Below are 22,452 nucleotides of genomic sequence, written 5' to 3'. Positions count from 1 at the left end.
ATAGATTTAAGTTCATACATTAACCGAGCGTTTGAAAAATTAGCTGTAAAGAGCTGATTTTTGCACGTAGACAAAGTGACCTTTACAATTTCTTTAGAAATGTTTTATAAAGGTGACACACCATGAATTTAACGCGCTTATAATAACGATAGATGATTTGCTTTAGCCTTTTTATCTAAAGTACTAGTAATGGATATACTCAGAATTTAGATGAGGATACCTATCAAGCAATTTAGCCATAATCCAGACAAGAAAAATCATACCTCTTATTTCTATATTTCCTTAAGTATAGAAATATAGAAATAAGAGAAATTACTCCATCACATATGGAGCATACTTTCCAATTAACTCACGGTCTAGGCTGTAGTATATATATGTGCCTTCTTTATAAGTACTCAGAAGTCCGCAATCAGTTAATTGTTTTAAGTGATGGGATAAAGTTGATCCAGCAATTGATTCAAGTTTTGTCCCAATATCCGAACAACATAAATTTGCTTCATTAGCAAGCAAACGAGCAATCTTTAATCGGGTCGGTTCACCGAGTGCTTTATATATTTTTGTCGCCTGCTGTAACTTCGAGTTATCCTCCATTGTTAGTACCCCTTTTTCTCAATGAATTAGATACCCCATATGAGTACAAGCTAATATTATAGTTGCAAGTATACTATAGAGATCTCATTTTCCTGATGGATGATTATATAGTATTGCTAAAGCCAAATGCACTTTAAAAATAAAATCCTCAAAACAGTACTATAAGCACAAATGAAAATAATTTATTACAATCGCTAATCCTAATTATCTTCGGTTAATTTCTTGAAGTTTAATTCTCTTTCATGATACATTGGATTCTAATACAAATGAAATGCATATTAATTATATAGGAGATAACAAAATTGATATGAACAAATCACAAATTGAACTTATTGTCCGGATATCAGAAACAGGAAGTTTTACAAAAGCCGGTGAAGAGCTACATATGACACAACCTGCGGTAAGTCGTACCGTTGCAACAATTGAATCTCAATTAGGAACGAAGTTAATTAAAAGAGATAAGAAGAATGGAATATCTTTTACAGATGTGGGAGAGAGAATATTAATTACTTTTAGAACAATCCTGAGTGAATTACAAAAAGTAGATGAATTAATTGTGGCTGAACAGGGGTTAGAAATTGGAAAGGTACACATTGGCGCTTACCGAACTGCTTGTACTAGGTTTATTCCTAAGATCATACGTACAATGGAAAGTCAGTATCCTGGTATAGAAATCAAGCTTTCGGAAGGTAGTGTAGATCAAGTAAAAGAGTGGTTACGTTCCAGATGTATTGATGTAGGAATTATCATTCCTCCTGATAAAGATTTTGATACCTTACCTTTAATTAAAGATCAACTGATTGTACTTATGCACTCAAGCCATCCTTTATCTCAGAAAGAAACAATAAGTATTCCTGACCTACAAGGTGAAGATATACTAATTGGAAAATGCGGTTATGAGGTACAGATTCATGCTTTATTCAACGAGTATAACTTGACTCCTAAAGTACGGTTTGAAATGGATTATATAGAGACAGGATTAAGTATGATACAAGAAGGGTTAGGAATTACCATTACAACAAAACAAAATATTTGGTGGTTGCCAGACCAAGTCGTTGTTCGTGAGTTAAAACCAGATACGTATAGAGATATCAATATAGCAGTGCTAGATATGAAAGATATATCCAAAGCAACAGATGCTTTTATCCAAACAGCTCGTACCCTTTTTGCTCAAGAAGATGCTTAAATAGTACTTAAATAAACATGTGTTGTATTTAGTGCATATAAAAAAGACAGCCGTTTGATTCAAAAAGTGGCTGTCTTTTTTATTTCTACTATTTATGAATGGTAGTGGCTAGAAAGAGTATTTATTGAGTTCTTATAAAAAAGGTTTCTCTTTATAAGGAATATTCAGTAACACGGCTTATTGTATACCGTTATATACCTTGTTTAACAATGTCTTTAGTTGAGTATTTTCTTCATTACTTAATTGACGCGTGATGAAGAGGTGAGCGTCTTCAACTAAAGGTGAAAGAGTTTTCTTTAACTCTTCCCCCTTTTCTGTAAGAAATAGATAGTGTAAGCGACGATCTCGTTTACTGTATATTCTTTTTATGAGTCCTCTTTCCTCCATCGCATAAATCATTTCTACAATAGTTGTTTGTTTCTTATCAATTGCTTCTGCTAGTTCTGTTTGGGTGATCCCTTTTTGAGAGTCTAGAACACTAATGATGCTCCATCGTACTGGAGTCATGCCATAAGGTTTGAGCTTTTTCTTGAAATAATTCATTGCTCTTACATCTGTACGATGAATAAGATGGCCTGTTAAATCATGTAAATCCATAACGTCACCTCAGAAAGATAGAAAAATATGTCTTAAGCTAATAATCGAGTAATATAAGTCTTTATTAGTAGGCGATACCTACGCGTGATTCTATATAATCGCTACTATTTATCTGACCAAATGTATTCATGGGACCAAACCTCCTCCTGCACACAGTAATATCACTCTATACTTTAAAAGTTGTTATATAGTCTTTTTCAAAAGCTAAAATAAAAACCACGATTTACTTCGTGGTTTTTATTTCACAGGTAAGCCCTCTGCTTTACCTTTAGCTGGTTTGGTAATTTTCCACCCTAATAAGATGGCAATGAATCCTATAATTATAAGAAGATATAATGTCGGAACGAAACTTCCTAGATAATCATGCAGAAATCCAATTATGAATGGGCCGACTGCACCGATCATATATCCAATTGCTTGAGTCATTGCTGACCAAGTACTTGCTTCCAGAGGGGAAGATGCCATATCTAATGGTAACAACAAACTTAGCGACACAAGACCACCGGCACCAACCCCTAAACATATACTTGAAACAATAGGTGTTACGTTGGTAAAACATAAAAGGGATAAACTAACTATTATACTTAAGGTAAAGGTTGTAATCCAAAACCTTCTGCTCGGTAGCACTTTTAAAAGACTAGGTAATAAAAGAGTAGCTGGTAGCTGTGCAATCATAGCGATTGTACCTACAAGACCACCAAATGCTGGCGTCCATCCTTTTTCCTCTACAATCGCTGGTAGCCAGGCTGCAAAACAATAAAATAGAAGAGTTACAATCCCTACAAAAGAAGTTAATAGCCAGGCTTTTTTATTTTTTAATGGTAAAGAAGCCTTCGTCTTTTGTGAAAAATTACTTGCAGGAATACGGGATTGTTTCATTATCATAAGCCAAAGTGGAACAGCGAGTAGAGCAAGAATACTCCAAAATGCTAATCCATTTTTCCATGAATTATTGAACCAGTGTTGAAGTGGTGTCGTTAGCCCAATAGAAATAGATGCACCCACTACCATGGAAGTAGAGTATATGCTTATCATCGATGCTGCCTTGTCTGGAAAATGACTTTTAATGAAACCAGAAAGCAAAGGGCTTACAACACCAATTCCTGCACCAATTAATAAAGCCGTTATTAACAGGTGAATTGAGGAATTTGTAAAGGCCCTTAGAAACGTTGCAATACCTATGCAAGTTATAGCGAAAGTAATAATCTTCTCTGGTTGATAGCGATTTGCTAAACGACCAGCAAATAACGAACAAAAACCAAAACATAACAAAGGAATGGAAGTGAGCAAACTAGCTAAAGTAGAACTCATACCTAGATCCTTCGTTATTCCATGCAATACTGGGCTAACTGAAGTTAGACCCGGCCTAAGGTTAAATGCAGCTAGTATAAGTGCAAATAGAAACAATTTATTACGATTGACCATACTAATTACCTCCAGTTAATTTCTTGAAACTTAATCCTCTTCTATGGTACATTAGGTTTTTTTATAAATAAAATGCATATTTTTTATAACGCATATAACAAAAATGTTATGATGTTGAGAATGGAAAACAAACATGGAATACAGCAAACCCTATTAGAAAAAATAGAGTGAATGAAACTAATGTGAAAGTGAAATAAGTATACCTTTATCATTTTGAATGAATAAAGTAGAGACACATATAATACTTAAAGACACCCGAACAAGTAGGTTTATCTTGTGAAAAACGACCAATACGATTATTGGTCGTTTTTATATTCATTATAAGTACAACACTTCATGTATAGAATTAACTTACTCTTATTAACAAAAGTAATAGTTAACGTATTTAATTAAAAATAGTGTTATCTATTATCTATCTTGTAGAAAAAGGATCTATTTGTGGGGTATGATGCAGGTGTAGGAAAGTAGAAAGAAGCCAAGGATTGAATTAGGAACTTAAATACCTTTTTCTGATAAATTCACTATATACAACAGATCTCCAAAAATTAATATGATATGAAATCATTTTCTTGCTATACAGTATGTAATTTTAGTAAATTTAATGTATCAAGATAAAATAATTTACTATGGTATGGTGATGGAATGACAACAATAAAAGATATCGCACGCGAAGCAAATGTATCTATTGCTACTGTATCGAGAATATTAAACAATGATCAAACATTGTCAGTAACCGAGGATACAAGGAAACGGGTAGTAGAAGTAGCTAATTCATTAGATTATAAGCCACCAAGGAAAAGGAATAACCAAAATGAAAAAAGTAAAAAAAATGACGTATATAATATTGCTTTAATCTCAACGGTTTCTAAAGAAGATGAAATCACGGATCCTTATTACTTATCTATGCGCTCAGGAGTGGAAATAGCTTGTGGACAGCTACCTTTTCATATTGCTACTGTTCTCAGAGTTAATAAAAATGACCCTCTCCCGGATTTAAATGGTCTAGGTGAGTTAGATGGAATAATAGTAATCGGAGCAGTTGATTCACAAGAGCTAAAAGAGTTGTATGGTCAGAATCCTTCTGTTGTTTTTGTTGATTATTTACCTGATGAAGATGACTATGATGCTGTTCTTCCTGATTTTAAGCTTGCTACTGAAAAGGTTCTACATTATCTTTTTGAACTTAAACATACTAATATCGGATACATTGGTGGTAGGCATACGATTAAAAAGTTAAGTGAATTCGAATATACTGAAATTGATGATCAAAGAAAAGTTACATATGAGAAGATAATGAAAGAAAAAGGTTTATATAGATCTGAAAATATATTAATTGGGGAATGGGGACCCAATGGAGGATATCAGTTAATGAAAAAGTTCATAGAGAAAGGTTCCTTGCCAAGTGCCATGTTGATTGCGAGTGATCCAATGGCCATAGGAGCAATGCGTGCATTAAACGAAGCTAATATAAAAGTACCTCAAGACCTTTCTATTATAAGTTTTGATGATATTGAAGCAGCTGCATACTTGAACCCTCCACTTTCAACGGTAAAAATTCATACCGATGAGATGGGAAAAATGGCAGTAAAACTTTTATATGATCGGATAAAAGGACGAAGGGTACCAATAAAAGCTATACTGGCGGCAGATTTTATCTTAAGAGATAGTTGTCAGCCCAAGTAATAATTGAGAGTCTTATTTAAAATATACAAATAAAAAAGCCGATTTCTTATCATAAGTAAGAAACGGCTTTTTTATTTGTTTAGCTAGCTGGGAACCTTTATAGAAAATTATAAAAAATGTAAGTTAAGGATTACTTAGAAAAAGTTTATTTTTTATCCTTTTATAGGAATATTACAGAAATATCTTGAGATTGAATTATACATTATTTTTAGCTAGAGAATGTATTTTTGTTAGTATACTGCATATCTTGCATTGCTCATATCTTTTCATTCTATATCTATTTCTAAATCTTTATAATAATACTTCATATCCCTATCATTAATTTCTCTTATTACTCTGCAAGGGTTTCCAACGGCTACTACATTAGCAGGAATACTTTTTGTAACCACGCTACCAGCCCCTATAACGGTATTTTCCCCAATGTGTACACCTGGAAGTACCACAGATTGGGCTCCTATCCAAACATTATCTTCTATGTAGATTGGAACATTATATTGTGCCTTTTTACGCCTTAAGTTTGGATGTATAGGATGTGTTCCGGCAGAAATTGTAACATTGGGACCGAACATAACATTGTCACCAACAAAGATGTCACAATCGTCAACAAGAGTTAAATTAAAATTGGCGTACACACTGTTACCAAAATGGACATTTTTGCCTCCCCAATTTGCATGAAGAGGAGGTTCTATATAACAATCTTCTCCTATTTCAGAAAACAACTGCTTTAATATATTGCTTCTCACAGCCTGTTCACTTGGACGTGAATGATTAAAAATATACAATAGCTCCAAATAGCTCATTTGCTCTGATATTAAGGAATCGTCGTTGCAATAATAAAGCTTTTGATTGTGGATTCTTTCTTTAGTTTCTTTAGATTTCATATCCTTATCCTTTCCTTATGCAATTACTGTTTAATTTTAATATTTAGTTACGCACTATCTTTTTGAACTTTTTTTAAAGTAGTTGCATGAATATCAGGTGATTTATGACTTGATAGAGTAAAGAAAGAAATGATTGTAAAAACAAGTGCAATCGTTCCTAATAAAAGGTAAGCGCTTTTAAAACCTACTGTATCATACATATTTCCTACAATAGTTGATAAGAATATTGCTCCTAATTGTTTAGAAAACTGAAATCCAATTAAGTAGATAGTTGCTGATGCTCTCATATCGAAATTTGCTGAGATATATTTAAATACAGCAACTAATAAAATTGGAACTTCTAAAGCATGCATTAATTTTAATACACTTATAGCAACTGGACCGTCTGCTAACCCCGAACCTATAATTCTTATAGACATGATACACCCTGCATATAATAAGGCATTCTTAGCTCCAATTTTTCTGATAATAAACGGCGCAAGTACCATTACAATCGCTTCCATAAATATTTGTAAGGTGTAAAGGTTTCCAAAAACCTCGGTACCTTCTTCTGGTGTTTCAAAGAAATGAGTAAAAAAGACGGAAAACTGCTGGTCATATACATCATAAATACATCCTACACCCAAAACATATAATACAAAAAACCAAAACTTTTTATCTTTAAAAATAGATAAAGTACCTTTTTTAGGAGCAGATGGGGTAGATAAATTTCCTGCCGAATGAGAATGTGCGCCTTCCATTTTTGCAAGGTAGAAAACAAGAGCTAAAATTACAGCAGTTACTGAGCTAATCCAAAAAATAGCATTAGGGTTTGAATTAAACAATTGCCCTGTTAAAAAGGTACTTGTAGCAGCACCTAAACAACCAAACATTCTTACTCGACCATATTCAAATGAACTACTATGGCTGACTTTTTCTATATATGCTTCAATGGCTCCTACGCCTCCATTAAAAACAGCTCCTAGGTAAACGCCTCCAATTAATGAACCAATTATTATATTCGTCTGTAATAAAGATTGATATACAAATATAAAAAACGGTGCAATGAACATTAGTAGTACAATAAATATCCAAATTAAGTTCTTTTTTAACCCTAATTTGTCTGAAACAATTCCGAAGAATGGCTGGTAACAAATAGCTGCAATTGACATGGCTGAAAAAACGATACCAGTTTTTGTTGAATTTAATCCTACTACTTCAGTTAACCAAAGTGATAGAAAAGGTAAACAAGCTGCCCAGATAAAAAAGTATAAATAGAAGAATGATCCAAATATCCAAAAATTCTTATTCAATTTTCTCATTTTAATTACCTCCATCATATTTCAGAAGAAAAATACTGTTACCTCAATCTGTTAATCCCATCTTAATATTCATTCAAATCAGGAATGTTTTCGCTTTCATTAGACGCAATAAAAGATCGATTGCTTATAAAAAATAAACAATTTCTTGGTATTAACTATGTCATCTAATTAAACAACCCTCTTTTGTTAAAAAACGCCTTCTAAATTGGATTATTTTCAACTGTTCACCACTTTCTGGAATTGAATCTATATTTTATTATATTTTTACTTAATTTTAGTAAAAAATATATAAAAGGAATATATCAAAAAAAACGTTTACAATCAATAACATTTTTAAAATTTGCACAATTCTATCTCGATAATAAAAATTAATGCTGTATATGAGTTTTTATATTTATGAAATTCCTGCTCTTTAACTACAGTCAATCATTTCATGACAGAATAGTAGAATACATGTTGCTTAGTGTTATCTACATTCTAGGACGAATTCTGACTTTACAATGTTCTTAAATAAAAAAATATAATATACAAAACTTGTTGCGTGTAAGCGTTCTTCTTGGTATATTACATATATAATTTTAGTAAAAACAGATAAAATTTAAGTTAAATTTTATCTGTTTGGTGATTGTGTTTTATGTTTAATACCAGCTCGTAAATAATGGAAATGCTCTAAATTCTAGATGTAAAACGGTTTTTAAATTTTAGTAATCATTTGAAATGTCCCTGTAGAAGACAATCTTCTAATGAATTAGGGTACCAGTGGAATTTGATTGACTAATAAAGGGGAGAAGAGGCATCAACAGAGAACTTCACATTGCTAAAATGGGGAAACAGATCAAAGGGGCTTTGGAAAATAAACATTTTTTTAAATGATTATTTAAAACATTACCTGATGGGGGGAATAAAAGTGGAGCGAGATTTACTTAAACAATTTACAAGAATTTTTAATACATCGACTGAACTAAATAGAATGTTTTTTGCGCCGGGTCGTGTCAACTTAATTGGTGAGCATACAGATTATAATGGTGGGCATGTCTTTCCCTGTGCCTTAAATATTGGTACCTATGCGATTGTACGAAAACGTGATGACAAAATGATAAGAATGTATTCAATGAATTTTGAAAATCTTGGTGTAATTGAATTCTCATTAGAGAATCTTGAATATGAAGACTCTCATGATTGGTCTAATTATCCTAAGGGAATTATTTATACGTTTAAAAACCACGGTTACAGTATAGAACAGGGGTTTGATGTATTATTTTACGGCAATATCCCAAATGGAGCAGGTTTATCTTCTTCTGCTTCTATCGAATTAGTAACTGCTGTATTACTAAAAGGATTGTTTAATCTGAAAATAGATATGGTGAACATAGTAAAAATGAGTCAACAAGCAGAAAATGAGTTTATTGGTGTGAACTGCGGTATTATGGATCAGTTTGCTATTGGTATGGGAAAAGATGACCATGCCATTTTATTAAACTGTCAAACATTAGACTACACGTACAGTCCACTTGAACTTCAAGGAGCTTGTTTAATTATTGTAAATACAAATAAACGTAGAGGCCTGGCAGACTCAAAATATAATGAGCGTCGTGCAGAGTGTGAAAGAGCATTAAAGCAATTGCAATTGGAGCTTTCCATTGAATCATTAGGGGATTTAACCCCAGAGCAATTTGAACAGCATAAATATCTTATCCAAGATGAAGTTGATCGCAAGCGAGCTAAACATGCTGTATATGAAAATTCTCGTACAAAAGAGGCGGTTATTAAACTGCAACAAGGCGATATTGTTGGATTTGGTAAATTAATGAGAGAGTCTCATGAGTCCTTACGAAATGACTACGAAGTGACTGGAAAAGAATTAGATACATTGGTAAAAGCAGCGTGGTCACAAGAGGGTGTAATTGGTTCGCGTATGACTGGAGCAGGCTTTGGAGGTTGTACAGTTAATATCGTAAGAAAGAATAAAATTGATATGTTTATTGAGCAAGTAGGCCGTAATTATACAGAAGAAACAGGTCTAATTGCAGACTTCTATGTTGTACAAGTGGGTGGGGGAGCAAAAGAATTAGTTTGCGAAACAGTATAAAGTAGAGGGAGGAAAATGTCATGGCTATTTTAGTTTGCGGGGGAGCAGGATACATTGGAAGTCATACGGTTTCTGAACTGCTAGACAAGGGAGAAGAAGTGATTGTAATTGACAATTTACAAACAGGACATACTCAAGCTGTGTTAGATGGCGCAAAATTCTATGTTGGCGATTTACGTGATAAGCCTTTTTTAGATGATATCTTTACAATGCATAACATTGAAACAGTTGTTCATTTTGCTGCTGATTCACTTGTTAGCAAAAGTGTTAAGGATCCTTTGACATATTATGATAATAATGTATACGGAGCTCTTTGCTTACTGCGCGTAATGATTAAACATGGCGTAAAAAAAATTGTGTTTTCTTCAACTGCTGCTACATATGGAGAAGCAAAAAGCTTTCCCATTTTAGAAGACGCTCCTACAGACCCGACAAATCCATATGGAGAAACTAAATTGGCAATTGAAAAAATGTTGAAATGGTCTGAACAAGCCTATGACATGAGATATATAGTATTACGTTATTTTAACGTGGCAGGTGCTCATATGGATGGGAAATTAGGAGAAGACCATACCCCTGAAACTCATCTTATCCCAATTGTTTTACAAGTTGCATTAGGGAAAAGAGAAAAGATTAGTATCTTTGGAGACGACTATAAAACCCATGATGGTACATGCGTACGTGACTATATACATGTAACAGATTTGGCTGATGCTCACGTTTTAGCAATTAATAAATTACGTCGCGGGCATAGAAGTGCTACATATAACTTAGGAAATGGCAATGGATTTACTGTAAAAGAAGTCATTGACGCTGCACGTAATGTAACAGGAAAATTAATTCCCATAGAAGTGGTAACAAGACGCGCGGGAGATCCTGCAAAACTCGTTGCTTCTTCAGAAAAAGCAATGAAAGAGTTAGGATGGCAACCTCGGTATACTTCTCTTGAAAAGATAATTGAAAGTGCATGGAATTGGTTCCAAGCGCATTCAGATGGTTACAGTGAATAAATACAGCGTGATGACTAGTTAAAAAACAGTTATCATGCCATTTCTATTCTTTTTTAATAAAGGAGCAGTAAGTATGTCAATCAATATTTTTGTGCAAATTGAACGATTGATCCAATATGGTTTATATAAAAAACTAATAACTAGTTGGGATGTAGATGTAGTCCGCAACAAACTATTAGAGGTGTTGCAACTTGATGATTGTGAAAGGGTAGAAATAGCAAAGGAAGTATCTGATACTCCTACAGAAATATTAGAAAAAATAGTAGATTGGGCAGCAGAGAAAGGATGTCTAAAAGACAATACGGTGACTTATCGGGATTTGTTAGATACAAGTTTAATGGCTAGCTTTGCACCACTTCCTTCTGAGATAAATCGGCGTTTTTTTGAATGTTATGAAAAAGAAGGAGCGAAAGCATCAACAAAAGCTTTCTATCAGTTTTCAAAGGATGTTCACTATATCCGGACAGACCGTATTGAAAAAAATGAACAATGGTTAGTCTCTACAGAGTACGGTGATTTAGAGGTGACTATTAATCTATCTAAACCTGAAAAAGACCCCAAAGCTATTGCTGCCGCAAAGAACATTAAGCAAACTTCTTACCCTAAATGTTTGCTATGCAAGGAAAATGCGGGATATTCAGGCCGTATAAATTATCCAGCAAGGCAGAACCATCGAATTATTCCTGTTAAGTTAAATAAAGAACAATGGTTTTTACAATTCTCACCTTATGTTTATTATAATGAGCACGCAATTGTCTTCTCGGCTGACCATCGTCCTATGAAAATATCCAGGAAATCAATTGAATGCCTTTTGGAATTTGTTCATCAATTCCCTCATTATTTTCTCGGATCGAATGCGGATTTACCAATAGTAGGGGGATCTATTTTAGCACATGATCATTTCCAAGGCGGTCATCATGGTTTTCCTATGGCAAAGGCGGAAATTGAAAAAGAATTTGGGTTTAGAAATTATCCAAACACAAGAGTAGGTATTGTCAAATGGCCTATGTCAGTTATTCGTTTGCAGGGAAAAGAGCAAATGGAGCTTATAAATTTAGCAGAGTATATTTTACAAACTTGGAAGATGTATAGCGACGTTAATGTTGAGATTTTGGCATTTACAGATAAAATTCCCCATAATACCATTACACCAATTGTAAGGAGAAGAGGAGAATTATTTGAAGTGGACCTTGTTCTCCGTAACAATAGAGTAACCGATGAACACCCAATGGGTATTTTCCATCCGCATGAGGAAGTACATCATATCAAAAAAGAAAATATTGGTTTAATTGAAGTAATGGGGCTTGCTGTATTACCAGGACGTTTAAAAGAGGAAATGAACTTATTAGCACAAAGTCTTTTATCAAGCGAATTTGAAAAAGAAATTATAAGACAAAAAGAGATTTCTAAGCATTTAGAATGGGCAAAAAAGATAAAAGAGCAATATGCAGAACTCTCAAATGAAAATGTACATGAAATTCTAAGGAAAGAAATCGGCATTGTTTTTAAGAATATTCTTGAACATGCGGGCGTATTTAAACGTGACAGCCAAGGTCAGCAAGCGTTTAAAGGGTTCATGAATCATCTTTTAAATAAAAGTATGACACAGAAACCCTAAACTAAAAATAATTAATCGATAAAGTCTAGTTATACTAATACTTTATCGATTAATTATTTTTAATACAGAGTTGAGTATTAGAAGGAGTTTTCTTAATAAGATTTATAAATATTTGAAGATAAAATTGAGCCACTTATTAAAGTTGATATTTTATTTTTTAATTAGTTTAATTAAATTTTAGTAAAATTTATAATTGGATTAAGTGTTATAAAATAAATTAAAATTTTTCTTCAATACATTGAGTTTATACAAATGTTAATTTTAAAGGGTTTTGTTATTAATTTAGCTCAAATTATTGTTAATTTGGTATATTATTTAAATTAATATTTAACTAAAATTATCTTGATTGTAAGCGTTTTTCTTGATATATTATAAATATAATTTTAGTAATTTTAACTAAAATAAAAAATCTTTTACTAAAAAGACAGGTGTGAAGTTGAAATGACAAAGATAAAGGACGTTGCACGCGAAGCGAATGTATCCATTGCTACAGTCTCGCGAATATTAAGTAGCGACCATACTTTATCGGTTTCAGAAGGTACAAGAAAACGGGTATGGCAAACTGCAGATTTACTAAATTATAAGCCTCGAAAAAAGAAGAGTACAACAAAGCTTAAAATGAATGAGGATAATGTCTACAACATCGGTATTGTTTCGGCTCTCGCGCAGGAGGATGAAGTACATGATCCTTACTTCCTTTCAATCCGTCTCGGACTAGAAATTGCTTGTGAACAACTTCCATTAAATATTAAAAATATATTCCGGTTGGGAAAGGGTATATCGTTGGAGGGACTACATGATTTAGATGGCTTAATAGTCATTGGAGGAGTAGATTTGAGTTCATTAAGAGACGTCTATTACGAAAATGAAAATGTGGTACTTGTAAATCATTTACCACGTGAAGGAAATTACGATGTAGTCGCCTCAGACTTGGAAAGAGCTATCGAGGTAGTTCTCAACCATTTAACTAAATTAAATCATTATAATATTGGCTATCTAGGAGGCTTAGATAATATTAAAAGCGTAGATAGTGGAAGAATTATCAAAGAAATTGAAGATGCGCGGAAGGTGTCCTATGAAAAGATAATGAGGCAAAAGGGCCTATATAATCCTGAAAATGTATTTATAGGAGAGTGGGGGCCAAGTAGTGGGTATGAACTAATGAAGCAAGCTATAGAAAAAGGAAATTTACCAAGTGCCATGATTATTGCAAGTGATCCAATGGCTATAGGTGCGTTAAGAGCTCTCTATGAAGAAGGTATTAATGTTCCAGAAGATATCTCACTTATTAGTTTTGACGATATTGAAGCAGCAGAATTCCTAAACCCACCCCTTTCTACTGTAAAAATTCATGCAGAGGAAATGGGTAGAATGGCAGCTAAGCTTTTAAGGGATCGATTAAATGGAAGAAATATATCTACTAGAGTGGTTCTTGATACAGAGTTAATTATAAGGAAAAGTTGTCAAGCCAAGTAACAAAATAGAATGTATAAAGAAGGAGGTGATCAAGTATAGCAATGAGTTAATAGAATTACATAACCCATTTAAGAATTACTACCACAAATATTCGAAATATTAAGTGATAATCATTAGGTAAGCGTTTACTGAAGTTATATAGAGAATTAAAGGGGAGAAGAGATATGAAAAAAACCTTAGCGCTATTAATGACTAGTGCCTTAGCAGTTTCCGGACTTGCAGGATGTGGTAATGAAGGAGCAAGTGGAGATGGAAAAGTAAAAATCGAATTCTTTCAATATAAATCAGAAGCAAAAGGAACCTTTGATGACTTAATTCAAAAATTTGAAAAAGAAAATCCGAAAATTGATGTAGTTCAATCTAATCCACCAGATTCCCTTACTGTATTAAAAACACGTGTAGCAAAGCGTGATCTTCCTGATGTAGTTGGGATTGGAGGAGACTCAGCATTTGGGGATATTGCGAAAACAGGTGCATTTGAAGACGTGTCTAAAGACGACCTGGTAAAAGATATTCAACCAGCATACACCAAAATGCTAAAAGATGTGTCTAAACAAACGAAACTATATGGAATACCCTATTCAGTAAATGCCGATGCCGTTATTTATAACAAAACAATGTTTAAAGAACTGGGACTTTCAGTGCCACAAACATGGGACGAGTTCATTGATGTAGCAGAAAAAGTAAAAGCAGCTGGAAAGACCCCATTCTATTTTACATTTAAAGATGCTTGGACAGCATTACCTTCTTACAATGTAATGGCAGCTAACACACAAGGAGAAAATTTCTTCAAAGAGTTAGACAAAGGAAAAACTACTTTCGCAAAAGGACATAAAGAGGCGACAGATAAATTTTTAACACTTCTTAAATATGGCCATGATGCTCAAAATGGGAAAGCATATAATGATGGAAACGTAGCATTTGCTAAAGGTGCATCTGCAATGTACCTTCAAGGGATATGGGCTATTCCAGAAATCAAGAAAGCTAATCCAAATATTGATTTAGGAGTGTTCCCATATCCGATCACAAATACACCTGGTGAATCAAAAGTAGTTTCAGGGGTTGACTTGCTACTTGCCCAAACATCTACGACAAAGCATCCAAAGGAAGCGAAAAAGTTTCTTCAATTCTTATTGGACGATGAAAATATCAAAACATACATCAAAGCTCAAAATGCATTCTCTGCAAAAAAAGGAATTGTACAAGAAGATCCAAGTGTAGAAGGTTTAAAAGAAAGTCTTGCAAAAGGAGCTGTAACTGATTTTCCAGATCATTACGTACCAATAGCAGTAGGGTTAGAAAAGCAGTTACAAGTATTAACAGAAAATAAGGATGCAAAGAAATTTCTAAAAACATTAGATCAAGAATGGAAAAAAGTAAAAAATCGCTAACAGCAATAAAGAAGAAAGGAGAAAAACTCCTCCTTTCTTCTCCTTTGCAAAAGGAGGACAATCATGAAAAAGAATGATGCTCTAGTGACTAGGCTTGATAGTAGCCCTTCAATTCGTATTAAACCAAGGAAAAAAATGAAGAATATCGCTTTTTACTTAATGACATTACCTGCTGTTTTTCTATTTGCTGCTTTTCACACATTCCCAGCTGTTCAGGGAATTTACTATTCGTTTACCAATTGGGACGGATTAAGCTTTACCTATGATTTTGTGGGATTCAAAAATTACTTGAATTTATTTAAGGATGGAAACATCTTAAATTCTTATTTATTTACCTTTAAGTTTGCTATTATTTCAACTATCCTCGTAAATATATTGAGTCTCTCTATTGCGGTGGGATTAAACGCAAAAATTAAAGGTAAAAATTTCTTCCGTGGCGTCTATTTCCTGCCGAATGTATTAGGTGTTTTAATTGTTGGTTTTATCTTCAACTACATTTTTTCAAATGTGGTACCACAATTAGGGGACAAACTACATATTGGGTTTCTTTCAACGAATATCTTAGGAAGTGAGCAGTTAGCATGGATTGGAATCGTGATTGTAGCAGTTTGGCAAGCGTGTGCATTCAATGTCATTTTATATCTATCGGGTTTACAAACAGTTCCAAGTGAATTGTATGAAGCGTCTAGTTTAGACGGGGCAAATAAGTGGCAAGAGTTCTGGAAAATCACCTTTCCAATGATTGCTCCTTTCTTTACAATCAACATGGTACTTTCTATGAAAAGCTTTTTAATGGTCTTTGATCAAGTTATTGCCCTAACAGGTGGAGGACCAGGACGTGCAACAGAATCTATCTCGCTTTTGATTTATAAAGGCGGATTTCAAGGTGGAGAGTTTGCGTATCAATCAGCCAATTCAGTTGTATATTTTATTGTGATTGTCCTAATCTCTGTATTCCAAATTAAAGTTCTTCAGAAAAGGGAGATGAATATGTAATGAAACAGAAAACCAATTGGCCCGTTACCATTTTAGTTGCCGTAGGATCATTATTTATCATCCTACCATTATACATTGCTATCTCTATTGCGCTTAAAACACCAGAAGAGTTAGCGAAATCCGTTTTTTCTCTTCCATTAGGCTTTCATATCGAAAACTTTACGAAAGCAATTGAAGCAACGAACTTTTTTTCTGCGCTTAAGAATAGTACCTTAATTACGGTTACCACGGTTATATTTACAATCTTGACAAATTCATTAGTTGCATACGCCATTGCGAGAAACATGCATCGTAAATTTTTTAAAGTGCTATATTACTATTTTGTCAGTGCTATGTTTATCCCTTTTCCCATCATCATGCTTCCTCTTGTTAAACAAACATCGGCACTTGGGATGGATAATCCAGGCGGATTAATCTTTTTATATATCGTATACGGAGCTGCGTTAAATATTTTTATTTACGTAGGATATATTCGTTCTATTCCAATGGAGCTTGAAGAAGCAGCTATTATGGATGGATGCAGCACTTGGGGAGTCTTTTGGAAGGTGATTTTCCCGTTACTAACGCCCATTAACGCGACAGTTGGAATTTTGACTTGTTTATGGGCATGGAATGACTTTATGTTGCCACTCATTATTTTAAATGACCCAGCAGACGCGACACTACCATTGGTACAATATATTTTCCAATCTGAGTTTGGAACAGACTTTAATTTAGCGTTCTCTTCTTACTTGCTTGCATTATCACCAATGATTATTGTCTACATCTTTGCACAAAGATGGATTATTGGTGGGGTAGTAAAAGGAGCAATTAAATAAGATATTTATACGTAGAAATATAATGAAATAGGAGTTGGATATATTTATGGGAATTCAGTTTAATGAAAAGGATAAATTGTTTCATTTACAGGGTAAAGATACAAGTTACGTGATGCAAGTTATAGGGGATGGTTACCTATCTCACCTGTATTGGGGGAGAAAAGTAAAAGAATATCATCATTCAAATCAACTGCAGTTTATGGATAGGGGCTTTTCAGGTAATCCCTATCCTTCAACGGACCGAACATTTTCATTAGATACATTACCACAAGAGTATCCAGGTTATGGGACTACAGATTTCCGAACACCTGCTTATCAAATACAGCTGGAGAATGGTACTACGGTGACCGATTTACGTTACAAGCATCATCGTATTTTGAAGGGAAAACAGGGTCTTGAAGGGTTGCCTTCTACTTATGTAGAAAGCGAAAATGAAGCAGAAACATTAGAAATAACTTTAGAAGATTCTGTGTCTTACATAAAGGTTGTAGTAGCTTACACTGTTTATGAACAACGTAACGTTATTACACGAACAGCATGTATTGTTAATGAAGGCTCTAGTACCATTAAGTTACTACGAGCATTAAGTGCAAATGTGGATTTCCGTGATGCAGATTTTGATTTTCTTCACCTATCCGGTGCTCATGTAAGAGAACGATATATAGATAGACATGCCCTTCGTACAGGTATGCAGTCTATTGAAAGTCGTAGGGGAGCGAGCAGTCATCAACAAAATCCATTTATTGCACTGTTAAGAAAAAATGCCACGGAAGATACAGGAGAAGTCTTTGCTTTTAATTTGGTCTATAGTGGGAATTTTGTAGCGCAGGCTGAAGTAGATCAATTCAAAAATACACGTGTGTCTTTAGGAATTAATCCATTTGATTTCAGCTGGATGCTTGAGGCAGGTGACGCCTTTCAATGCCCAGAAGTAGTAATGGTTTATTCCCATCAAGGGATAGGAGATATGTCCAGAACTTTCCATGATCTGTATCGTACCCGCCTTTGCCGAAGTGAGTTCCGTGATAAAGAAAGACCTATTCTCGTGAATAACTGGGAAGCAACCTACTTTGATTTTGATGCAGACAAAATTGAGGAAATTTCCACAGTCGGTAAAGAGTTAGGAATTGAACTTTTCGTGTTAGATGACGGATGGTTTGGAAAACGTGACGATGATAAAACATCGTTAGGAGACTGGTTCGTGGATCAAGCAAAACTTCCAAATGGCCTAGGGGATTTAGCAGATCGTATTCGAAAGATGGATATGCAGTTTGGGCTATGGTTCGAACCAGAAATGATTTCAGTTGATAGTGATCTTTACCGAAAACATCCAGAATGGTGTCTTCATGTACCAAATTACAGTCGATCAGAAAGTCGAAATCAGTTGGTATTAGATTTATCCAGAAAAGATGTTTGTGACGCCCTAATAAAAATGGTTTCAGATGTATTAGCGAGTGCACCCATTACTTATGTGAAATGGGATATGAATCGTCATATGACAGAAATTGGTTCTGCTTTACTACCGACTGATCAGCAAAGAGAAACAGCACATCGCTATATGCTTGGTTTATATAGAGTAATGGATAAAATTACATCATCTTTTCCACATATCTTATTTGAAAGTTGTTCGGGTGGTGGAGGCCGATTTGATCCAGGTATGCTTTATTACATGCCACAGACATGGACAAGTGATAATACAGATGCGATTTCAAGGTTAAAAATTCAATATGGTACTAGTCTTGTCTACCCAATCAGTGCGATGGGCGCACACGTATCCGATGTGCCAAACCATCAGGTTCATCGATATACTTCACTTGACATGCGCGGAGATGTGGCCATGTCTGGAAACCTAGGATATGAGCTTGATTTAACGAAACTAACTGAGGAAGAGAAAGAAATTGTGAAACGACAAGTGAGTAAATATCAAGAGGTTCGACAGTTGATTCAATTTGGTGATTTCTATCGTTTACTCAGTCCATTTGAAGGAAATGAAACAGCATGGTCATTTGTGAATAAAGATAAAACCGAAGCAATGATTTTTTATTTCCGTGTACTGGCAGAAGCAAATGCACCATTTGAAAGTTTTAAAGTAAGAGGGCTTGACCCGTCCAAAAAGTATAGAGTGGTAGAAACAAACAGTGTATATGGTGGGGATGAACTTGAATATATTGGTTTGAGTATTCCTGCAGAACTAAAGGGAGATTTTCAAAGCGTTGTTTACCGTTTGAAAGCACTTTAATTCAAACTAATATTCGGAATATATAAGATAACCCTCATTTTAATAACACCGATGACAGTACATATTGCTATGTCAGTCATCGGTGCTTTTTGTAAGATTAATAATTTGTTAATTTTATATGATTATAAGGAGAAAATAGGCGGAATATATTTAGGGTGCTTTTTGAAACTCAGTTCAATATTACTTTACTTTCTATTAAGGGATGATCATTCTTATGGGGAAATGGGAAGGGAAAATAAAAGGGTATAGTCAATCAGGTCGTTATGTGGGTACTTATCAAGCTACTATCGAACAACAGAATAATTTTCTTTATAAAATGACATTGTCTTTCGATGGTAATATTTATACAAAAAATAATCGAGAAACAAAGTATTACTTAAAGGAAGAGATGGTATATAGCTCTAGTTTAAGAGTTCTTAAAAGAAGATTTAGAGATGCTATACTCCTTAAAATTAAATCAAAAGTCATATGGAAAGAGAAATTGATAAGCTAGTAAGACTTTACAATCATTTGATACTGAAACACATAACTAATAAGGATAAAGTCCAGGTTATTACCTAATTTGATACATTCTTTCTTTTGACAAGTTTCTTCTATCTTATTATATGAGAAGTTAATGAACAAATTAATCTCTTTAAGGTGTAAAATGTATCAAAAGTAAATTTTATACTCACAATGAATATCTACTTACCTAAAGCATTTATATTATTTAATCTAATTAATAATTAATTTTATATTTTACGTAAAGGTAATTATTTATATCTTTTATAGGCAAGCTGTCTACTATTAATCATATAAGCCTTACTTGAATATAATATTGCCTATGTTGATTAATAAAGAAGGCAGAAACGTTGAATGCGAATTAAATAAGGTAGTAAAATACCAAACATAAGAAAGAGGAAACTTTAAAACGAACAATAGAACAACAGTTATCACTAGCGCAAATTATTAGTCAACTGTTGGTTATTATAAAGCAATTTTATAGGGGGGATTGGGGTGAAATTAGTAATCTATAGTTACAAAAATACATATTATAAAAAAAGAAAGGGTTGTGAAACGAAAGAATGGAAACCACAAGTTATAAACAATCTACTATTGTAATTCTTCTCCTAGCAGGGGCCTTTATCTCTATATTGAATCAGACACTTATGATTACGGCTATCCCACCTATTATGAAGGAAATGAATATTACGGCAAATAGCGCCCAATGGCTTACGACTGTATTTATGCTCGTGAATGGGATTATGATCCCTGTGAGTGCCTTTTTATTAGAACGTTTTTCAACAAGGCAGCTCTTTATATCGGCAATGAGTATTTTTGCCTTTGGAACATTAGTGGCAGGAATCGCTCCTAACTTTGAACTCCTATTACTCGGGAGGGTCATACAGTCAAGTGGAGCAGGCGTTATGCTCCCACTTATGCAAACGGTATTCTTAATGATTTTTCCCGTTAATAAGCGTGGTGCAGCCATGGGGTTAGTTGGGCTTGTTATGTCTTTTGCACCGGCTATTGGTCCAGCTTTATCAGGATGGGTAACCTCCCATTATTCTTGGAGGATCCTGTTTTTCATTATTCTGCCGATTGCTCTTATCGATATCATAGTTGCATTTTTTGTAATGAAAAATGTAACAGAGGTAACGAAACCAAAGGTGGATATTCTGTCGGTTATCTTATCTTCATTGGGGTTCGGAGGCCTGCTCTATGGATTTACGTGCGCCGGAAATGATGGTTGGATAGCCATCAGCACACTTACTTCGCTAGGGGTAGGAGTACTGGCACTTGTATTATTTATTACAAGACAATTACGTCTAGAACATCCTATGCTTGAGTTTCGAGTGTTTAAGAATTCTATTTTTCCGTTAACTGTGCTTGTTGGAATGATTGTTTTTATGGGGTTGATTGGTGCAGAGACGATTATCCCACTGTTCATGCAAAACATGAGGGACTTTACAGCTTTTGAAGCTGGCTTAGCTCTTTTACCTGGGGCACTAATTACTGGCTTTATGTCACCTATTACAGGAAGGATTTTTGATAAAATAGGTGCAAGATGGCTAGCACTTACTGGTTTAATCATTATTACAGGGTCTTCATTTGCCTTCGCAAATTTAAATCCCTCTACATCTTTTACTTACATCACGGTTTTGTATGGAGTGCGGATGTTCGGCTTATCGATGGTAATGATGCCAGTCGCAACTGCTGGTTTAAATCAGTTACCCAAACGGTTAATTCCTCATGGAGCAGCCATGGATAATACCATGAAAATGATTGCAGCGTCGGTTGGTACGGCAATTCTTGTTACCGTAATGACTAGAACTGCTGAGACTGCTCAACAACGACCAGAAATCGCCCATCCGGATATGTATGGGGCTAATGTGGCGTTTATCGTCATTGCTATTCTCTCCTTAGTAGGCGTTATTATATCTTTCTTTATTAAAGGAAGTAAGTTGCCAGAAAAAGAACTGGAGAAAAACAAGCAGGCAATATAAGTCTAAATGAAAGAGAGATTTAACATGTAGGTCCATCTTTAATAATGTATATCTCTTATTCCAAAAATGTTAAAAAACCTTTGCTTTAATAAGCAAAGGTTTTTTATTGTCTACTACGTTATCTAAAAATCATGTAGAATTGGTAGAGCTTTTTAACTGAACCATTAATATGAGAAGTTTACTTAACAGCTTCTTTTAATTCTTTTCCTGGCTTGAAGGCTGGAACTTTTGAAGCTGGAATCGTCATTTCTTCACCTGTTTGAGGGTTACGGCCTGTACGCTCTGCACGTTCACGCACTTCAAATGTCCCAAATCCAATTAGTTGAATTTTTTCTTCTTTTGCAAGTGTATTAGAAATCGTTTCAAACAAAGCGTCTACAGCTTTTTTCGAATCTTGTTTTGTTAGTTCTGCTTTTGTTGCAACTGCATCGATTAATTCAGCTTTTTTCATAGTTAAATACCTCGTTTCTTACTGGATATAGTATGTATAGGTAAAGAATATATCATATCTTCTATATACTGGTCAAACATACGTTCCTTCTCTAAAGTGATGTGAAAAATATATGATAAAAAATATGTTTGAGATTAGCTCTGTGGCGAAACGAAACCTGTTTAAGTTGGACAATAAAAAATATTGTGTTGCTGAGAAGCGCTGTGACGCAGTT

General features: G+C 34.3%; 18 protein-coding genes. 12 read left to right on the top strand and 6 right to left on the bottom strand.

What is annotated here, in order from left to right:
* Nucleotides 1–312: 312 nt before the first annotated feature.
* Entirely contained in the window at nucleotides 313–591 is a 279-nt protein-coding gene (locus POF52_RS26425; protein WP_025753557.1) for an ArsR/SmtB family transcription factor, read from the bottom strand.
* Between the two features lie 307 nt (nucleotides 592–898).
* Here POF52_RS26425 and POF52_RS26420 point away from each other — a divergent pair, with 307 nt between their 5' ends.
* The gene (locus tag POF52_RS26420) at nucleotides 899–1,777 is read left to right on the top strand and encodes a LysR family transcriptional regulator (protein ID WP_271996416.1); all 879 of its coding nucleotides are present in this window, start codon (nucleotides 899–901) and stop codon (nucleotides 1,775–1,777) included.
* A 177-nt stretch (nucleotides 1,778–1,954) separates the two neighbouring features.
* On the opposite strand, the gene POF52_RS26415 is transcribed toward POF52_RS26420, so the two are convergent.
* Both POF52_RS26415 and POF52_RS26410 read right to left on the bottom strand, forming a co-directional pair.
* Complete coding sequence (locus tag POF52_RS26415; protein WP_230185593.1) at nucleotides 1,955–2,374, bottom strand: MarR family winged helix-turn-helix transcriptional regulator; 420 nt, start codon at nucleotides 2,372–2,374, stop codon at nucleotides 1,955–1,957.
* A 237-nt stretch (nucleotides 2,375–2,611) separates the two neighbouring features.
* Nucleotides 2,612–3,799, bottom strand: coding sequence for an MFS transporter (locus POF52_RS26410; protein ID WP_271996412.1), 1,188 nt, complete (start codon nucleotides 3,797–3,799; stop codon nucleotides 2,612–2,614).
* A 642-nt stretch (nucleotides 3,800–4,441) separates the two neighbouring features.
* Between POF52_RS26410 and POF52_RS26405 the strand changes: the two genes are divergently transcribed.
* Entirely contained in the window at nucleotides 4,442–5,482 is a 1,041-nt protein-coding gene (locus POF52_RS26405) for a LacI family DNA-binding transcriptional regulator (protein WP_271996410.1), read from the top strand.
* A gap of 266 nt (nucleotides 5,483–5,748) precedes the next feature.
* On the opposite strand, the gene POF52_RS26400 is transcribed toward POF52_RS26405, so the two are convergent.
* Both POF52_RS26400 and POF52_RS26395 read right to left on the bottom strand, forming a co-directional pair.
* On the bottom strand, nucleotides 5,749–6,363 hold the full coding sequence (locus POF52_RS26400) for a sugar O-acetyltransferase (protein WP_271996408.1): 615 nt from the start codon (nucleotides 6,361–6,363) through the stop codon (nucleotides 5,749–5,751).
* A 47-nt stretch (nucleotides 6,364–6,410) separates the two neighbouring features.
* Entirely contained in the window at nucleotides 6,411–7,664 is a 1,254-nt protein-coding gene (locus POF52_RS26395; protein ID WP_271996406.1) for an MFS transporter, read from the bottom strand.
* A gap of 892 nt (nucleotides 7,665–8,556) precedes the next feature.
* Between POF52_RS26395 and POF52_RS26390 the strand changes: the two genes are divergently transcribed.
* The 10 genes from POF52_RS26390 (at nucleotide 8,557) to POF52_RS26345 (ending at nucleotide 21,787) form a co-directional block, all read left to right on the top strand.
* Nucleotides 8,557–9,753: a galactokinase gene (locus tag POF52_RS26390; protein WP_442956659.1), complete on the top strand. Its 1,197-nt coding sequence runs from the start codon at nucleotides 8,557–8,559 to the stop codon at nucleotides 9,751–9,753.
* A 20-nt stretch (nucleotides 9,754–9,773) separates the two neighbouring features.
* Nucleotides 9,774–10,763, top strand: coding sequence for a UDP-glucose 4-epimerase GalE (galE, locus tag POF52_RS26385; RefSeq protein WP_271996402.1), 990 nt, complete (start codon nucleotides 9,774–9,776; stop codon nucleotides 10,761–10,763).
* Nucleotides 10,764–10,842: 79 nt separating this feature from the next.
* Entirely contained in the window at nucleotides 10,843–12,381 is a 1,539-nt protein-coding gene (galT, locus tag POF52_RS26380; RefSeq protein WP_271996460.1) for a UDP-glucose--hexose-1-phosphate uridylyltransferase, read from the top strand.
* Nucleotides 12,382–12,822: 441 nt separating this feature from the next.
* Nucleotides 12,823–13,857, top strand: coding sequence for a LacI family DNA-binding transcriptional regulator (locus tag POF52_RS26375; RefSeq protein ID WP_271996400.1), 1,035 nt, complete (start codon nucleotides 12,823–12,825; stop codon nucleotides 13,855–13,857).
* A gap of 164 nt (nucleotides 13,858–14,021) precedes the next feature.
* Nucleotides 14,022–15,248 (top strand): ABC transporter substrate-binding protein, encoded by a 1,227-nt coding sequence (locus POF52_RS26370; RefSeq protein ID WP_271996398.1) that lies wholly within the window; start codon nucleotides 14,022–14,024, stop codon nucleotides 15,246–15,248.
* Between the two features lie 135 nt (nucleotides 15,249–15,383).
* Nucleotides 15,384–16,244 (top strand): carbohydrate ABC transporter permease, encoded by an 861-nt coding sequence (locus tag POF52_RS26365; protein ID WP_050691401.1) that lies wholly within the window; start codon nucleotides 15,384–15,386, stop codon nucleotides 16,242–16,244.
* On the top strand, nucleotides 16,244–17,062 hold the full coding sequence (locus tag POF52_RS26360) for a carbohydrate ABC transporter permease (RefSeq protein ID WP_271996397.1): 819 nt from the start codon (nucleotides 16,244–16,246) through the stop codon (nucleotides 17,060–17,062). Before POF52_RS26365 ends, POF52_RS26360 begins: the two co-directional genes overlap by 1 nt.
* Nucleotides 17,063–17,108: 46 nt before the next feature.
* Nucleotides 17,109–19,301, top strand: a complete 2,193-nt coding sequence (locus POF52_RS26355) for an alpha-galactosidase (RefSeq protein ID WP_271996395.1) — start codon at nucleotides 17,109–17,111, stop codon at nucleotides 19,299–19,301.
* Between the two features lie 214 nt (nucleotides 19,302–19,515).
* Nucleotides 19,516–19,794 carry a hypothetical protein gene (locus POF52_RS26350; protein ID WP_271996393.1) on the top strand — a complete coding sequence of 93 codons (279 nt, stop codon included), beginning with the start codon at nucleotides 19,516–19,518 and terminating at the stop codon, nucleotides 19,792–19,794.
* 571 nt (nucleotides 19,795–20,365) lie between these two features.
* Nucleotides 20,366–21,787 (top strand): DHA2 family efflux MFS transporter permease subunit, encoded by a 1,422-nt coding sequence (locus POF52_RS26345; RefSeq protein WP_271996391.1) that lies wholly within the window; start codon nucleotides 20,366–20,368, stop codon nucleotides 21,785–21,787.
* A 178-nt stretch (nucleotides 21,788–21,965) separates the two neighbouring features.
* Here POF52_RS26345 and POF52_RS26340 read toward each other — a convergent pair whose 3' ends face one another.
* Nucleotides 21,966–22,238 (bottom strand): HU family DNA-binding protein, encoded by a 273-nt coding sequence (locus tag POF52_RS26340; protein ID WP_050690234.1) that lies wholly within the window; start codon nucleotides 22,236–22,238, stop codon nucleotides 21,966–21,968.
* Between the last annotated feature and the right edge of the window lie 214 nt (nucleotides 22,239–22,452).

This window comes from Priestia sp. AB, from assembly GCF_028369225.1.
GTDB classification, from domain to species: domain Bacteria; phylum Bacillota; class Bacilli; order Bacillales; family Bacillaceae_H; genus Priestia; species Priestia megaterium.
Note: the sequence above shows the minus strand (reverse complement) of the source record. Positions and strands in the feature narration are given on the sequence as shown.

Bases quoted from the DNA above. Each gene is read 5' to 3' on its own strand.
- POF52_RS26425 (WP_025753557.1), bottom strand. From the start codon at position 591: ATGGAGGATAACTCGAAGTTACAGCAGGCGACAAAAATATATAAAGCA.
- POF52_RS26420 (WP_271996416.1), top strand. From the start codon at position 899: ATGAACAAATCACAAATTGAACTTATTGTCCGGATATCAGAAACAGGA.
- POF52_RS26415 (WP_230185593.1), bottom strand. From the start codon at position 2,374: ATGGATTTACATGATTTAACAGGCCATCTTATTCATCGTACAGATGTA.
- POF52_RS26410 (WP_271996412.1), bottom strand. From the start codon at position 3,799: ATGGTCAATCGTAATAAATTGTTTCTATTTGCACTTATACTAGCTGCA.
- POF52_RS26405 (WP_271996410.1), top strand. From the start codon at position 4,442: ATGACAACAATAAAAGATATCGCACGCGAAGCAAATGTATCTATTGCT.
- POF52_RS26400 (WP_271996408.1), bottom strand. From the start codon at position 6,363: ATGAAATCTAAAGAAACTAAAGAAAGAATCCACAATCAAAAGCTTTAT.
- POF52_RS26395 (WP_271996406.1), bottom strand. From the start codon at position 7,664: ATGAGAAAATTGAATAAGAATTTTTGGATATTTGGATCATTCTTCTAT.
- POF52_RS26390 (WP_442956659.1), top strand. From the start codon at position 8,557: ATGGGGGGAATAAAAGTGGAGCGAGATTTACTTAAACAATTTACAAGA.
- galE (WP_271996402.1), top strand. From the start codon at position 9,774: ATGGCTATTTTAGTTTGCGGGGGAGCAGGATACATTGGAAGTCATACG.
- POF52_RS26375 (WP_271996400.1), top strand. From the start codon at position 12,823: ATGACAAAGATAAAGGACGTTGCACGCGAAGCGAATGTATCCATTGCT.
- POF52_RS26370 (WP_271996398.1), top strand. From the start codon at position 14,022: ATGAAAAAAACCTTAGCGCTATTAATGACTAGTGCCTTAGCAGTTTCC.
- POF52_RS26365 (WP_050691401.1), top strand. From the start codon at position 15,384: ATGAAGAATATCGCTTTTTACTTAATGACATTACCTGCTGTTTTTCTA.
- POF52_RS26360 (WP_271996397.1), top strand. From the start codon at position 16,244: ATGAAACAGAAAACCAATTGGCCCGTTACCATTTTAGTTGCCGTAGGA.
- POF52_RS26355 (WP_271996395.1), top strand. From the start codon at position 17,109: ATGGGAATTCAGTTTAATGAAAAGGATAAATTGTTTCATTTACAGGGT.
- POF52_RS26350 (WP_271996393.1), top strand. From the start codon at position 19,516: ATGGGGAAATGGGAAGGGAAAATAAAAGGGTATAGTCAATCAGGTCGT.
- POF52_RS26345 (WP_271996391.1), top strand. From the start codon at position 20,366: ATGGAAACCACAAGTTATAAACAATCTACTATTGTAATTCTTCTCCTA.
- POF52_RS26340 (WP_050690234.1), bottom strand. From the start codon at position 22,238: ATGAAAAAAGCTGAATTAATCGATGCAGTTGCAACAAAAGCAGAACTA.